The sequence below is a fragment of the Streptomyces aquilus genome (assembly GCF_003955715.1).
Lineage (GTDB): Bacteria > Actinomycetota > Actinomycetes > Streptomycetales > Streptomycetaceae > Streptomyces > Streptomyces aquilus.
The window spans coordinates 2,979,040-2,993,330 of record NZ_CP034463.1 but is presented as its reverse complement, the minus strand read 5'-3'; the positions used below and the strand labels follow the sequence as shown (position 1 = coordinate 2,993,330).

15 protein-coding genes are annotated in these 14,291 nt (G+C 72.3%); 8 read left to right on the top strand and 7 right to left on the bottom strand.

What is annotated here, in order from left to right:
• From EJC51_RS13815 to lgt, 8 genes are all read left to right on the top strand, one after another.
• Positions 1-249 carry an HGxxPAAW family protein gene (locus EJC51_RS13815; RefSeq protein WP_059197486.1) on the top strand — a complete coding sequence of 83 codons (249 nt, stop codon included), beginning with the start codon at positions 1-3 and terminating at the stop codon, positions 247-249.
• Positions 250-336: 87 nt separating this feature from the next.
• Positions 337-777 (top strand): DUF2752 domain-containing protein, encoded by a 441-nt coding sequence (locus EJC51_RS13810; protein WP_126271349.1) that lies wholly within the window; start codon positions 337-339, stop codon positions 775-777.
• Positions 778-915: 138 nt separating this feature from the next.
• Positions 916-1,725 carry an indole-3-glycerol phosphate synthase TrpC gene (gene trpC / locus EJC51_RS13805; RefSeq protein WP_097262811.1) on the top strand — a complete coding sequence of 270 codons (810 nt, stop codon included), beginning with the start codon at positions 916-918 and terminating at the stop codon, positions 1,723-1,725.
• Between the two features lie 21 nt (positions 1,726-1,746).
• Positions 1,747-1,971 carry a tryptophan biosynthesis modulator TrpM gene (gene trpM / locus EJC51_RS49550; RefSeq protein ID WP_126271348.1) on the top strand — a complete coding sequence of 75 codons (225 nt, stop codon included), beginning with the start codon at positions 1,747-1,749 and terminating at the stop codon, positions 1,969-1,971.
• Between the two features lie 60 nt (positions 1,972-2,031).
• Positions 2,032-3,315 (top strand): tryptophan synthase subunit beta, encoded by a 1,284-nt coding sequence (trpB, locus tag EJC51_RS13795; protein WP_126271347.1) that lies wholly within the window; start codon positions 2,032-2,034, stop codon positions 3,313-3,315.
• Positions 3,312-4,130: a tryptophan synthase subunit alpha gene (trpA, locus tag EJC51_RS13790; protein WP_126271346.1), complete on the top strand. Its 819-nt coding sequence runs from the start codon at positions 3,312-3,314 to the stop codon at positions 4,128-4,130. The genes trpB and trpA overlap by 4 nt, the downstream gene beginning before the upstream one ends.
• 88 nt (positions 4,131-4,218) lie before the next feature.
• Positions 4,219-4,995 (top strand): DsbA family protein, encoded by a 777-nt coding sequence (locus tag EJC51_RS13785; RefSeq protein WP_126271345.1) that lies wholly within the window; start codon positions 4,219-4,221, stop codon positions 4,993-4,995.
• A gap of 93 nt (positions 4,996-5,088) precedes the next feature.
• Positions 5,089-6,042: a prolipoprotein diacylglyceryl transferase gene (lgt, locus tag EJC51_RS13780; RefSeq protein ID WP_126271344.1), complete on the top strand. Its 954-nt coding sequence runs from the start codon at positions 5,089-5,091 to the stop codon at positions 6,040-6,042.
• 64 nt (positions 6,043-6,106) lie between these two features.
• Here the strand turns inward: lgt and EJC51_RS13775 are convergent, their stop codons facing one another.
• Genes EJC51_RS13775 through EJC51_RS13740 form a run of 7 tightly spaced genes read right to left on the bottom strand, consistent with a single transcriptional unit; the run spans position 6,107 to position 14,098 of the window.
• Positions 6,107-6,934: an HpcH/HpaI aldolase/citrate lyase family protein gene (locus EJC51_RS13775; protein WP_126271343.1), complete on the bottom strand. Its 828-nt coding sequence runs from the start codon at positions 6,932-6,934 to the stop codon at positions 6,107-6,109.
• The gene (locus EJC51_RS13770) at positions 6,931-8,136 is read right to left on the bottom strand and encodes a CaiB/BaiF CoA transferase family protein (protein WP_126271342.1); all 1,206 of its coding nucleotides are present in this window, start codon (positions 8,134-8,136) and stop codon (positions 6,931-6,933) included. Before EJC51_RS13770 ends, EJC51_RS13775 begins: the two co-directional genes overlap by 4 nt.
• On the bottom strand, positions 8,133-9,029 hold the full coding sequence (rbsK, locus tag EJC51_RS13765; protein ID WP_126271341.1) for a ribokinase: 897 nt from the start codon (positions 9,027-9,029) through the stop codon (positions 8,133-8,135). Before rbsK ends, EJC51_RS13770 begins: the two co-directional genes overlap by 4 nt.
• On the bottom strand, positions 9,026-10,396 hold the full coding sequence (locus EJC51_RS13760) for an ADP-ribosylglycohydrolase family protein (RefSeq protein ID WP_126271340.1): 1,371 nt from the start codon (positions 10,394-10,396) through the stop codon (positions 9,026-9,028). The genes rbsK and EJC51_RS13760 overlap by 4 nt, the downstream gene beginning before the upstream one ends.
• Entirely contained in the window at positions 10,384-11,580 is a 1,197-nt protein-coding gene (locus EJC51_RS13755) for an ADP-ribosylglycohydrolase family protein (RefSeq protein WP_126271339.1), read from the bottom strand. Before EJC51_RS13755 ends, EJC51_RS13760 begins: the two co-directional genes overlap by 13 nt.
• An 8-nt stretch (positions 11,581-11,588) precedes the next feature.
• Positions 11,589-13,058: an ADP-ribosylglycohydrolase family protein gene (locus EJC51_RS13750; protein ID WP_425276789.1), complete on the bottom strand. Its 1,470-nt coding sequence runs from the start codon at positions 13,056-13,058 to the stop codon at positions 11,589-11,591.
• Entirely contained in the window at positions 13,055-14,098 is a 1,044-nt protein-coding gene (locus tag EJC51_RS13740) for an ADP-ribosylglycohydrolase family protein (protein WP_126271337.1), read from the bottom strand. Before EJC51_RS13740 ends, EJC51_RS13750 begins: the two co-directional genes overlap by 4 nt.
• Between the last annotated feature and the right edge of the window lie 193 nt (positions 14,099-14,291).

Here is a 14,291-nt window from a genome sequence, read left to right as displayed (position 1 = left end):
ATGGCGGGCAGCAGCCACGGTCACACCCCGGCCGCCTGGACCGGTGTCACGATCGCCTTCATCGGTTTCTGCGTCGCGGGCGCCTTCATGGTGATGGCCCAGCCCGCAGGCTTCTGGGCCGGCATGGCGATCGTGGTCATCGGCGGCATCGTCGGTTGGATCATGAGCGCGATGGGCCTGGGCCAGCCGAAGGACGCCCACAAGGACCTCCTCGCCTCGCAGCCGGAGCCGGCGAGCGCCAAGGGCTGAGAGCGGCAGCAGCCACCTCGTGGAGGGGCGGACCGGCGAAAGTGCCGGAGCCGCCCCTCACGCGCGTCCGGGGCCGAGCGGGGCACAATGCGAGGCGTGAACGCCGACAGCGAGAGGGTGCTGACCCACACGCGCGTGCTGAGCCGTCTGGCCGTGCCCGCCGGCGTCCTCACGGCCGTCGCCGGAGCCTTCGCCTACGTGGCCGCGGTGGACCCCAACGAGCCCGGCCACTATCCCGTCTGCCCGCTCCTGCGCTACACCGGCCTGTACTGCCCCGGCTGCGGCGGACTGCGCAGCGCGCACGCCTTCGCCCACGGGGACGTCATGGCGGCGCTCCAGGCCAACGCCCCGGCCGTTCTCGGCTATCTGGGCTTCGCGGTGCTGTGGACCGTCTGGGTGGTCCGTGCGGCGCGCGGACGACCGCTGCGCATCGACCTCGGCCCGGTCCACCTGTGGACGCTGGGCGCGTTGCTGCTGGTCTTCACCGTTGTCCGGAACCTGCCGTTCGGTGGCTGGCTGCATCCTTGATCAATGGGCGAACGTCCAGGTAGTGGGACCGCCGTCAACCGGATGCGAGGCCTACGCCCTCCTGCGGATACCATCGCAGTGACCGCCTTTTCCCACCGGTCGCTGGAACTGTCAACCGTCTGGAAGGGGGCCGCTCGCGTGAGTGTGCTCGACGAGATCATCGACGGAGTCCGTGCCGACCTCGCGGAGCGGCAGGCGCGCGTCAGCCTCGACGAGCTCAAGGAGCGCGCGGCGAAGGCTCCCGCGGCGAAGGACGGCGTGGCCGCACTGCGCGGCGACGGCGTCAAGGTCATCTGCGAGGTCAAGCGGTCCAGCCCCTCCAAGGGCGCGCTGGCCGCGATCGCCGACCCGGCGGGCCTGGCCGCCGACTACGAGGCGGGCGGCGCCGCCGTCATCTCCGTCCTCACCGAACAGCGCCGCTTCGGCGGCTCGCTGGCCGACCTGGAGGCCGTCCGCGCGCGCGTGGACATCCCGGTCCTGCGCAAGGACTTCATCGTCACGTCGTACCAGCTGTGGGAGGCCCGGGCCTACGGCGCCGACCTCGCCCTGCTGATCGTGGCCGCCCTCGAACAGCCCGCCCTGGAGTCCCTCATCGAGCGCGCGGTGTCCATCGGACTCACCCCGCTCGTCGAGGTCCACGACGAGGACGAGGTCGAGCGTGCCGTGGACGCCGGCGCGAAGATCATCGGCGTCAACGCCCGCAACCTCAAGACCCTGGAAGTCGACCGCGGCACCTTCGAGCGCGTCGCCCCCGAGATCCCCGACCACATCGTCAAGGTCGCCGAGTCCGGCGTCCGCGGCCCCCACGACCTCATCGCCTACGCCAACGCCGGCGCCGACGCGGTCCTGGTGGGCGAGTCCCTGGTGACGGGCAAGGACCCGAAGACGGCGGTGGCGGACCTGGTGGCGGCGGGCGCACATCCCGCGCTTCGGCACGGGCGCGGATGATCTTTCGGTAGGCTTGCCCCGATGACTCTCTCACTGACCCTGACGACCGTGGACCGGTACGCCCGCCTCGCGCGCGGCTGCCGCCCGCGGGGTTGCCGTGCGCCGGCACGCAGGGTGCACGGCCGCAGGGTGCGGTACGTGATCGGTGATGAGCCGGGGCAAGTGAACGGCATGCGATGGCAGCAGCGCCCCGTCAGGGGCGCGGGGAACTGCGCGACCAGCCACTACGGGTCCGCAGCCAACTGATCACCCCCGCCCCCACGGCGAACAGTGCTGTTCACACATCACTCACCGTGAGGTTTCCGCATGCCCAGCGAGTTCTTCATCCCCGACCCCCAGGGTCAAGTACCGACCGCCGAAGGCTACTTCGGCGACTTCGGCGGCAAGTTCATCCCGGAGGCCCTCGTCGCCGCCGTGGACGAGGTCGCCGTCGAGTACGACAAGGCCAAGCATGACCCCGAGTTCGCCCGCGAGCTCGACGACCTGCTGGTCCACTACACCGGCCGCCCCAGCTCCCTCACCGAGGTACCGAGGTTCGCCGAACACGCCGGTGGCGCCCGGATCTTCCTGAAGCGGGAGGACCTCAACCACACCGGCTCCCACAAGATCAACAACGTGCTCGGCCAGGCGCTGCTCACCAAGCGCATGGGCAAGACGCGCGTCATCGCCGAGACCGGCGCCGGTCAGCACGGCGTGGCCACCGCCACCGCCTGCGCGCTGTTCGGCCTCGAATGCACCATCTACATGGGCGAGATCGACACCCAGCGCCAGGCCCTCAACGTGGCCCGGATGCGGATGCTCGGCGCCGAGGTCATCGCCGTGAAGTCCGGCAGTCGCACGCTGAAGGACGCGATCAACGAGGCGTTCCGCGACTGGGTCGCCAACGTCGACCACACCCACTACCTCTTCGGTACGGTCGCCGGCCCGCACCCCTTCCCGGCGATGGTCCGCGACTTCCACCGCGTCATCGGCGTCGAGGCCCGCCGCCAGATCCTGGAGCGGGCCGGCCGGCTCCCCGACGCGGCGATCGCCTGCGTCGGCGGCGGCTCCAACGCCATCGGCCTGTTCCACGCCTTCATCCCGGACACCGGCGTACGCCTCATCGGCTGCGAGCCCGCCGGGCACGGCGTGGAGACCGGCGAGCACGCGGCCACCCTGACCGCGGGCGAGCCCGGCATCCTGCACGGCTCCCGTTCCTACGTCCTCCAGGACGAGGAGGGCCAGATCACCGAGCCGTACTCGATTTCGGCCGGTCTGGACTACCCGGGCATCGGCCCCGAGCACTCCTACCTCAAGGACTCCGGCCGGGGCGAGTACCGCGCGGTCACCGACGACGCGGCCATGCAGGCCCTGCGCCTGCTGTCCCGCACCGAGGGCATCATCCCGGCCATCGAGAGCGCCCACGCGCTGGCCGGCGCCCTGGAGGTCGGCAAGGAGCTCGGCAAGGACGGGCTGATCATCGTCAACCTGTCCGGCCGCGGCGACAAGGACATGGACACGGCCGCGCGCTACTTCGGCCTGTACGACACCGACGCCGAGGTCGCGGCCGACGCCGCCGACCTCGCCGAGATCGAGGGGGACGCCAAGTGAGCGGGAACATTCAGCTGCTGTCGGACACCCTCGCCGGTGCCAGGGCCGAGGGGCGCTCCGCGCTCATCGCCTACCTCCCGGCCGGGTTCCCGACCGTGGACGGCGGCATCGAGGCGATCAAGGCCGTCTTCGACGGCGGAGCCGACGTCGTCGAGGTCGGGCTGCCGCACAGCGACCCGGTCCTCGACGGTCCCGTCATCCAGACCGCCGACGACATCGCCCTGCGCGGCGGCGTCAAGATCGCCGATGTCATGCGGACGGTGAAGGAGGCGTACGCGGCCACCGGGAAGCCGGTGCTCGTGATGACGTACTGGAACCCGATCGACCGCTACGGCGTCGAGCGCTTCACCGCCGAGCTCGCGGAAGCGGGCGGTGCCGGGTGCATCCTGCCCGACCTGCCCGTGCAGGAGTCGGCGCTGTGGCGGGAGCACGCCGAGAAGCACGGCCTCGCGACCGTCTTCGTCGTGGCGCCCAGCAGCAAGGACGAGCGGCTCGCGCAGATCACCGCGGCGGGCAGCGGGTTCGTGTACGCCGCCTCGCTGATGGGTGTCACCGGCACCCGGGAGTCGGTGGGCGCGCAGGCGCAGGACCTGGTCGAGCGCACCCGCGCCGTCGGCGGCGACCTGCCCGTCTGCGTCGGGCTCGGCGTCTCCAACGCGGCGCAGGCCGCCGAGGTGGCCGGCTTCGCCGACGGCGTGATCGTCGGCTCGGCCTTCGTGAAGCGGATGCTGGACGCGCCGGACGACAAGGCCGGCGTCGAGGCCGTCCGCGAACTCGCCGGTGACCTGGCGAAGGGCGTGCGCGGACAGGCGTAACAAGTCCGGACGTTTCGTACGGGTCACTCGAACGGGTGGACCTGGGACCGGGGAGGCGCGCTGCGCCTCCCCGGTTCGTTTCCGGGGTGTGAGCGAGAAGAACCGTGAGGGAAAGCGCACCGCCCGCGAGCGGCTGGCGGTCGAGCGTGAGAAGCAGAAGGCCGCGGAGAGGCGGCGGCGGACGCTGATCGTGGCCGCGAGCGTCGTCTGTGTCCTGGGGCTCGCGGCGGTGATCGGCATCGTCGCCGCCAACTCGGGCAAGGACGACGGCAGCGACTCCGCGGGCCCGGTCGTGGCGCCGTCGGGCGCCAATGGCGACGACCAGCTCGCCATCCCGGTGGGCAAGGCCGACGCCAAGTCCTCGCTCACGGTGTGGGAGGACTTCCGCTGCCCGGCCTGCAAGTCCTTCGAGGACGCCTACCGCTCGACCATCCATGAGCTGACCGGCGCCGGCCAGCTGAAGGTCGAGTACCACCTCGCGACGATCATCGACGGCAACATGGGCGGCACCGGCTCCCGCACCGCGGCCAACGCCGCGGCCTGCGCCCAGGACGCCGGCAAGTTCACCGCGTACCACGACGTGCTGTACGAGAACCAGCCCCCGGAGACGGACGACGCCTACGCCAAGAACGACAAGCTCATCGAGCTGGCGAAGAAGGTCGACGGCCTGGACACGCCGGCGTTCCGGACGTGTGTCGAGAAGGGCACCCACAACAGCTGGGTCGCCAAGTCCGCGGCCGCCTTCCGCAACGGCGGATTCAGCGGCACCCCGACCGTCATCCTCAACGGCAAGAACATCTACCAGGACCAGACGATGACCCCGGCGAAGCTGAAGAAGCAGGTGCAGGACGCGGCCAAAGGGTAACGGGGGGTAAGAGAATTCCGACCCTCCTGTTATGGAGCCGTAGCCGGGCTGCCTGCCGTCGGCGGCGCCCGGCACGGTAGCGTCGGTCCTGCCATGGAACTTGCCTACATTCCCAGCCCGTCGCACGGGGTGTACCACCTCGGTCCCATCCCCCTGCGCGGCTACGCGTTCTGCATCATCATCGGCGTCTTCGTCGCGGTCTGGCTCGGCAACAAGCGCTGGATCGCCCGCGGCGGCCGCGCCGGCACGGTGGCCGACATCGCGGTCTGGGCGGTGCCCTTCGGCCTCCTCGGCGGCCGGCTCTACCACGTGATCACGGACTACGAGCTGTACTTCAGCGAGGGCCGTGACTGGGTGGACTCCTTCAAGATCTGGGAGGGCGGCCTCGGCATCTGGGGCGCGATCGCGCTCGGTGCGGTGGGCGCCTGGATCGGCTGCCGCCGCCGGGGCATCCCGCTGCCGGCCTACGCCGACGCCATCGCCCCCGGTATCGCCTTCGCGCAGGCCATCGGACGCTGGGGCAACTGGTTCAACCAGGAGCTGTACGGCCGGGAGACCGACCTCCCCTGGGCCCTGAAGATCACGTCCTCGACGGACGGCCGGGTTCCGGGCACCTACCACCCGACGTTCCTGTACGAGTCCCTGTGGTGCATCGGCGTCGCGCTGCTCGTCATCTGGGCCGACCGCCGCTTCAAGCTCGGGCACGGACGGGCGTTCGCGCTGTACGTCGCCGCGTACTGCGTGGGCCGGTTCTGGATCGAGTACCTCCGCGTCGACGACGCCCACCACATCCTGGGCCTGCGCCTGAACAACTGGACCGCGCTGATCGTCTTCCTGCTGGCGGTCGTCTACATGGTCCTCTCGGCGAAGAAGCGCCCGGGGCGCGAAGAGGTCGTCGAGCCGGGTGCCGCCGACGACGAGGCGGACGACGCCGAGAAGGCCGAGGGCGTGGCGAAGGGCGAGGCCGAGTCCGACTCCGAGGAGACGACGGACGAGGCCGATTCCACCGCGGTGAAGGACGAGGCCGAGTCGGCCAAGAAGAGCTGACGGTCGAACGTACGACGACGAAGGGCGCCCGGGGATCACCGGGCGCCCTTCGTCGTGCGGAGGTTCAGCGGCGGCGGGCGAGCGACAGAGTCCGTCGCGCCGCTGTCACCACCGCCGCGTCGACGAAGCTGCCGTCCGGGAGCGCCTGGGCGCCCTGTTCCGTGGTCGCCGCCTTCACGATCGTCTCCGCCTTCTCGATCTCCGCCGGGGTCGGGAGGTAGGCGCGTTCGATGATCGGGAGCTGGCGGGGGTGGATGGCCGCCCGGCCCAGGAAGCCCAGGGTGCGGCCGTGGGCGCAGGAAGCGGCCAGGCCCTCCAGGTCGCGGATGTCGGGGTGGACCGACTGGGGCGGGGACGGGAGGTTCGCGGCGCGCGCCGCCACGATCACGCGGGAGCGGGCCCAGTCGAGGCCCGCGTCCTCCCGTACGCCCAGGTCCGCCCGTAGGTCCGCCTCGCCCAGGGCGATGCCGCGCAGGGCGGGGTGGGCCGTGGCGATCGCGTGGGCGTGTTCGATGCCGAGGGCCGACTCCAGGAGGGCGAAGAGGGCGGGTGCGCCGCCGTCGGCGGGGGTGGCGCGTTCGGCGATGGCGGTGATCTGCCGCGGTCTCGTCACCTTGGGCAGGCGGAGGCCGGACAGGCCCGGGAGGGCGGCCACCGCCTTCAGGTCCGCCGCCGCGAGCGGGCCGTCCAGGGCGTTGACGCGGACGTGGACCGGGACGGGATGCCGTTCGGTGAGGAGTTCGGCGGTGGCGTCGCGGGCGTAGGGCTTGCGGTCCGGGGCGACCGCGTCCTCCAGGTCGACCACGACGACGTCGGCGCCGGCCGCCAGCGCCTTCGCCACCACGTGCGGGCGGTCGCCGGGGGCGTACAGCCACGTCAGCGGTGTGGTCATACGGCGCCCTCCGCGCGCAGCGCCGCCAACTCGGCCTCCGTCAGGCCCAGTTCGGTCAGGACGGTGTCCGTGTCGGCGCCGTGCGGGCGGCCCGCCCAGTGGATTCCGCCCGGCGTGGCGGAGAGGCGGAAGAGGACGTTCTGCATGCGGAGGGGCCCGAGTTCGGGGTCGGGGAGGGTGGTAATGGTGTCCAGGGCCGCGTACTGCGGGTCGGTCATCACGTCCCGGACGTCCTGGACGGGGGCCACGGCGGCCTCCGCCTTCTCGAAGGCCGCCAGCACCTCCGTACGGGTGCGGGCGGCGATCCAGGTGCCGACCGCCTCGTCGAGGACGTCGGAGTGACGGGCGCGGTCGGCGCCCGTGGCGAACCACGGCTCGGCGATCAGATCCTCGCGGCCCACCAGGCGCATCACGCGCTCCGCGATCGACTGGGCCGAGGTGGAGACGGCGACCCAACCGCCGTCCGCGGTGCGGTAGGTGTTGCGCGGGGCGTTGTTGGCGGAGCGGTTGCCGGTGCGCCGCTGGACGTAGCCGAGTTGGTCGTACCAGGTGGGCTGGGGGCCGAGGACGGTGAGGATCGGCTCGATGATCGCCATGTCGACGACCTGGCCCGCGCCGGTGCGGTCGCGGGCCGCGAGGGCCGTCATGACGGCGTACGCCGTGGCCAGGCCGGCGATGGAGTCGGCGAGGCCGAAGGGCGGCAGCGTCGGGGGTGCGTCCGGTTCGCCGGTGATCGCGGCGAAGCCGCTCAGCGCCTCGGCGAGGGTGCCGAAGCCGGGGCGGTGCGCGTGCGGGCCGAACTGGCCGAAGGCGGTGACCCGGGTGAGGATCAGCCGGGGGTTGACCGCGGACAGCTCGTCCCAGCTCAGGTCCCACTTCTCCAGGGTGCCGGGGCGGAAGTTCTCGATGACCACGTCCGCGGTCGCCGCCAGGCGCAGGAGGGTGGCCCGGCCGCCCGCCTTGGAGAGGTCGAGGGTGATCGTGCGCTTGTTGCGGCCCAGCACCTTCCACCACAGGCCGATGCCCTCCTTGGACGGCCCGTGGCCGCGGGAGGGGTCGGGTTTGGTGGGGTGCTCGACCTTGACGACCTCCGCGCCGAAGTCGCCGAGCAGGGTGGCGGCGAGGGGGCCGGCGAAGAGGGTGGCCAGGTCGAGGACGCGGAGGCCGGAGAGCGGGGCGGTGGGGGGTGGGGTGCCGGTCATGCGTTGTGCTGCTTGTCGATCTCGGAGCGGTACGGCATCGACGCCGACGCGCCCGGCCGCTGCACCGACAGTGCCGCCGCCGCTGCCGCCCAGTGCAGGGCCTCGCGGATCGGGCGCTCCTCGCTGAGCGCGACCGCGAGGGTGCCGGCGAAGGTGTCGCCCGCGCCGGTCGAGTCCACGGCGGTGATCGACGGGGCGGGTACGGCAAGGGGGTCGGCACCGTCGCGGGCCGCGTAGAGGCTGCCCGCCGCACCGAGCGTGACGACGACCGCCGGCACCTGGTCGAGGAGGGCCCGGGCCGCGGCGATCGGGTCGGAGAGGCCGGTGAGGGTGGTCGCCTCGTACTCGTTGGGGAGCAACAGGTCGGTGACGGCGAGGAGTTCGGGCGGGAGGGGCTGCGCGGGGGCGGGCGTGAGGATCGTCCGGACGCCGTGCGCGCGGGCCGCCTCGGCGCCGGCCACGACGGCCTTCAGCGGGGTCTCCAGCTGGAGCAGCAGCGCGTCGGCGGAGGCGATCAGGCTCTCGTCGCCGGGGGCGAGGTGGTCGACGGTGCCGTTCGCGGCGGGGATCACGACGATCGCGTTGCCGCCCTCGTCGTCGACGACGATGTGTGCGGTGCCGGACGGGCCCTCGACGGTGCGGAGATGGTCGGTGTCGACGCCCGAGTGTTCGAGGGTGGAGCGGAGTTGGGCGCCGTAGGGGTCGTTGCCGACCGCGCCGATCATCGAGACGGTGGCGCCGGCGCGGGCGGCGGCGATCGCCTGGTTGGCGCCCTTGCCGCCGGGGATCGTACGGAACGCGCGGCCGGTGACCGTCTCGCCGCGCTGCGGGGCCTTCTCGACGTAGGCGACGAGGTCCATGTTCGTGCTGCCTAGTACGGCGATGTGGGTCATGGGTGGGAAGCCTCCAGGTGAGTCAGGTGGGCGAGGGCGTCGAAGCCGGTGCCGTCGAAGTCGCCCACGGAGGTGGCGAGTCGGTTCTTCAGCGGGGTCGTCCAGCGGTCGGGGAGCCTGTCCGGTGTGCCGGTGAGGAGTCCGGCGATGCTGCCTGCCGTGGCGCCGTTGGAGTCGGTGTCCCAACCGCCGCTCACCGCTTTGCAGATGGACGCGGTGAAGTCGCCGTCCGCGTGGGTGAGGGCGGCGGCGATCAGGGCGGTGTTGGGGATCGCGTGGACCCAGTGGTGGGCGCTCGCGTAGGTGGCGTGGAGTTCGTCCACGACCTTGTCGAAGTCCTCGGTGGTTTCCGCCAGTTGGATCGCGTGGTGGATCGCCCGGCTGAGGCGGGAGGCCGCGGGGATCACGGTCAGGCCGGTGCGGAGGCAGGCGTGGATGTCGTGGCTGCCGGTCGCCGCGGTGGCGATCGTCGCGGCCGTGAACATCGCCGCGTAGACGCCGTTGGCGGTGTGGGTGAGGGTGGCGTCCCGGTGGGCCTGTTCCGCCGCGGCGGCCGGGTCGCCGGGGTTGGTCCAGCCGTGGACGTCGGCGCGGATCAGGGCGCCGATCCATTCCCGGAAGGGGTTGCGGTGGCGGGCGGTGTGCGGGGGTTCCAGGCCGAGGAGGAGGTTGCGGTAGGCGATGCGTTCGGCGGTGAACGTGCGGCCTGCCGGGAGTTCGTCCAGCCAGAGGGTGGCCACGTCCGAGGTCGTGAAGTGTCTGCCGTGGCGTTGGAGCAGGAGGAGGTTGAGGAGGGGGTAGTTGAGGTCGTCGTCCTCGGGCATGCCGTCGATGTTCTCGGCGAGGGAGGTGGGGGCTGAGCGGCGGTTCCAGGGGTGGGAGCGGAGAAGGGTTTCCGGGACTCCTCGGGCTGTGAAGTAGGTGGTCAGGGGCCAGTTGCCGGTGGACTCGGCCAGTTGGCGGATGGCGTTCAGGGGGAGTTTCTCCACCGGTTTGCCCAGGAGGCAGCCGACGGCTCGGCCCAGCCAGGCTGCTTCGTAGGCCGCGGGGGGCGGGGGTGCTGTGGGGATGGTCGGAGCGAGGGCGGGCCATTCTGGGCAGCCGGCCTTGATCTTGGTCAGGTCCGTGGGTTCCTGGTCCGTCAATGTGCTTGGCAGGTCTGACAGTTCGTCCAGGAGGTCTTTTGCCAGTTGGCGTAGGTAGCGGGACGGGGGCTGGGGGGAGGCGCCTGCTCTGAGGGGGGCCTCCATGCCGCCTGCCGCTTTCCAGCGCGCGGCGATCACCCCGGGTTCCCTGCCGTCCAGTGCCGCCTGGCGGAGTTCGTGGCCCAGGAGGTCCTCCGGTTGGACCCAGGTCAGTCGGAGCATCTCAGGCCTCCGATCTCCGTGAACGCGGCCTCGTGGGCTCGGCGGCGGTGGATGTCGTGGTCGTGGATCTCGCGGGCCACTGCGGTGAGCGTCCTCGCCGGTTCCCACAGGTCCAGACGGCTGGCCTCCGCGACCGTCTTCGACCAGGTCTCCGGGACCGGGGAGCCCAGGGCACCCGCGATCGCGCCGGCCATCGTCGCGATGGAGTCGCAGTCGCGGCCGTAGTTCACGGCACCCAGCACCGCGTCGCGGTAGTCGCCGTTCGCCACGATCAACATGCCCAGGGCGATGGGGAGTTCCTCGATGGCGTGGAGGCGGGAGGGGCGGCGGGCGCCGAGGGAGGGGGCCCGGTAGTCCGGGCCGACCGTGTCGTAGGGGGCGACCGCCTCGCGGAGCGGGGTCAGCGCCGACTCGAAGGTGGTGTGGTGCGTTGCCGCTTCGCAGACCTTCTCGATCGCCGTCCTCGTGCCGTCCTTCGCGAGGGACAGGCAGTGGGAGACGACCGTCTCCGGCGTCGCGTTCGGGGCGCAGGCCGCCGCCACGGCCGCCGCGAAGACTCCCGCCGCCTCGCGGCCGTACGACGACTGGTGGGCGCCGGCGATGTCGAGGGCCTCGGCGTAGGCGGCCCTCGGGTTCGCCGCGTTGACCAGGCCCACCGGGGCCATGTACATCGCCGCACCACAGTTGACGATGTTGCCGACGCCGGCCTCACGAGGGTCCGCGTGGGCGTAGTGGAGGCGCGTGACCAGCCATTTCTCCGCCAGGAAGAGGCGGTGGAGGGGGAGCGCCTCCTGTTCGAGTTCGGGGATCCAGCGGGGAGTCGTCATCAGGTCGGGGACCAGGTGGTCGGCGACGGCGTAGGCGTCCAGGTGGTCGCGGACCTCGGCGTAGACCCTGATCAGGGCGTGCGTCATCAAGGTGTCGTCGGTGACGTGGCCGTCGCCCTTGTGGTACGGGGCGATCGGGCGGGCCGTACGCCAGGCGTCGCCGTTCCAGGGGCCGACGATGCCGTGGACGCGGCCGGCGTGGCGTTCCAGGATCTGGTCGGGGGAGTAGCCCTCCACCGGGCCGCCGAGTGCGTCGCCGACGGCGGCGCCCACGAGGGCGCCGGTGATGCGGTCTTCGAGGGTGGGGGTGGCCGAGGTGGGGGTGTGTTGTGGGGGTTTGCGTGAGATCGGTGGCATGAACCGAATCATCCTCCTGGCAGGGGCGGTTGCGTGGCTTCCAGGAGTTCGGCGAGTTCCACCAGGTCGGTGCCGGTGAGGCGGGGGAGGGCGCAGCCGGAGAGGGTGCGGCAGGTGTCCCGCCAGGAGGGCGGGAGCGCGGCGCCGCCGGTGAGGGCTCCGGTGAGGGCTCCGGTCAGGGCGGGGGCCGAGTCCGCGACGCGGGACAGGCAGGCGGCGGCGGGGACGGCTGCCGAGATGTCGCCGTTCGCCGCGGTCGCCAGGGCGAGGGCCACCGGGACCGTTTCCGCGGCGGCGATGCCGTAGCTGTAGACGTGGTCGACGATCTGGTGTTCCAGGAGGGGGATCAGGGCGAAGGCGGTGGGGGTGGTGCGGGCGAGTGCCAGGGCGTGGCGGGCGTTGCGGCCGATCTCCGTGGACTCCGGGAGTTCGGTGAGGGCGGCGTCGACGCAGGTGTGCACGTCGGCTCCGGTGAGGGCGAGGGAGAGGGCCGCGGCCATGGCTCGGGCGCCGTGGACTCCGTCGCCGTCCTGGGTGTAGCGGGCGTCGAACTCGGCGAGGTCCGCTGCGAGTTGGGGGTTGCCGGGGTGGGTGACGGCCAGGACGCAGGCTCTGATGCAGGCCGCGTCGTCGAAGTAGTGGGGGTTGTCGTGGCCGGTGGCGGGTGGGCGTAGGCCGGTGGCGAGGTTGCCGAGGCCGGCGCGGACCGAGATGCGGGCGCGTAGGGGGAGTACGGCGGACTCGATCTCGGGGGCGCGGTTCGCTGCGGCGGCTACTTCGCCGGCGAGGGTGGTCCAGGTGAGGTCGATCGCTGCTCTGGTACGGCGGTCTCGGCTGAGGTCGGGGAGGGTGGTGTCGTCGCCTGCGCGGAGGAGGGCTTCCGCGGTGAAGGCCGCCCATTCCGCGTCGTCGGAGGGGCCGAGGCGGAGGGGCTCGGGGGGTTGGTTGAGGGCGATGGGGACGGGGAGGGTGGTGGTGGCGTTGTGTTCGGCGAAGGTGTCCAGTTCGCGGGTGAGGCGGCGGGTCCAGTCGGGCATGCGGGCGGCTCTGTGGCGGGCGGCGGGCCAGCCGGCGGCGTCGCCTGCGGCTAGGCCTAGGAGGAGGCCTTCGATGCGGTGAGGGTTTGGGGTGGGGGTGTCGGCGGTTTTGTCTTTCGCCCCCGCCGCCCCTACCCGTCCCATCCCCAGGGGCGCTGCCCCTTCGACCCCGCCAGGGGGCTCCGCCCCCTGGACCCCCGTCGGCCCCGAAACGGCCTCGTCCTCAAACGCCGGACGGGCTGAGTGATGCGGGGCGGGGCTGAGAGGTGGCGGCTCGTCTTCGAGGGGCGGAGGGGCTGAGGGGTGTGGGGTGGGGGTGCGGGGTGTCGGCTCGTCCTTGAGCGGCGGAGGGGCTGGGGGAGGTGGGGCGGCCTCGGACGTCGGGCGGGCTGAAATGGTCGCACCGGCGTCGGCAGGTGTTGGCTCGTATTCGAGTGTCATGCCAGCGCCTCCGCCTCGTCGCCGTCCGCCGCCAGTACGTACTCCTCGCCCGGTGTCAGCAGGTCCGCCACGTTCAGGACGTGGTGGCCCGCCATCGACGGCAGGCAGCTGCCCCTTGCCGGGCCGATGGCCGCTGCCCACTCCGTGGGGATCGCGGACGCTCCCCTCGTCGCGCCTGCCAGCGCGCCCGCCACCGCTGCCGTCGTGTCCGCGTCGCGGCCCATGTTGACGGCCGTCAGGACCGCCTCCACGAAGTCGCCGTCCGCCGCCGCGTAGGCGCCGAAGGCGAGGGCCACCGCCTCCGGGGCCAGGTCGGTCCAGGGGTAGCCGCCGATGACCACCGCGGAGCGGACCGCTCGTTCGCCTCGGTGGGCCACCGCCACCGCGCGGCGCAGGGAGCGGGCCGTCCAGGAGTCGTCCGGGATCACCGCCAGGGCCGAAGCGACCACCGCCACCGTGGGGGCGCCCGCCATCGCCGCCGCCACTCCTGCGGCTACCGCCTGGCCGCCGTAGATGCCCTCGCCGTCGTGGCTCACGGAGCCGTCGATCGCCGCCAGGCGCGCCGCCTCCGCCGGGCGGCCGGACGCGTAGACGCCGAAGGGGGCCGCGCGCATCGCCAGGCCGTCGCTCCAGGCGTGGCGGTGCTGGGCGGAGATGGGGGCAGCCAGGCCCCGGCGCAGGTTCTCCAGGGTGCCGCGTTCGCTGAAGCCCGCTCCCCGGAACGGGCCCTCCTCGCGGTCCGCGATCCACTCGTGCCAGGCCGCCTCGACGTGGGCCGGGGTGAGTGCCGAGCCATGGCGGGCCAGGAGGAGGCCAGAGAAGATCGCGTACTCGGTGTCGTCCGTGCCGGCGGGCGTCTCGGCCACGTACCCCGTGATCCTGCCCCAGCGGGCTCGGATCTCCGACGGTTTCAGGTTCTCCGCGGGGGCGCCGAGGGCGTCTCCCACCGCCAGGCCCAGGAGGGCGCCGCGGCCCCGTTCGCGGAGTTCGGCGGCGTTCCCGGGTGCCGGGGCCGAGGGGATGCAGGCGATCGATGCCATACGGCGGGCCTCTCCTCCGGGGGCTCCGCACAGGGCGCGGGGCCTTTGCGGATGTGTCCCACGGGGCGGTCACGACAAGAGCATCCCTTGCCTCAGCATCACCCGGTCGACATCTGAGCAGGCTTGCGATCGTATGCGCATTCGGAGGTAAAGGTGCAGGTTAGCCCAGCCTTTCCTTCGTGGCGGGCGGGAA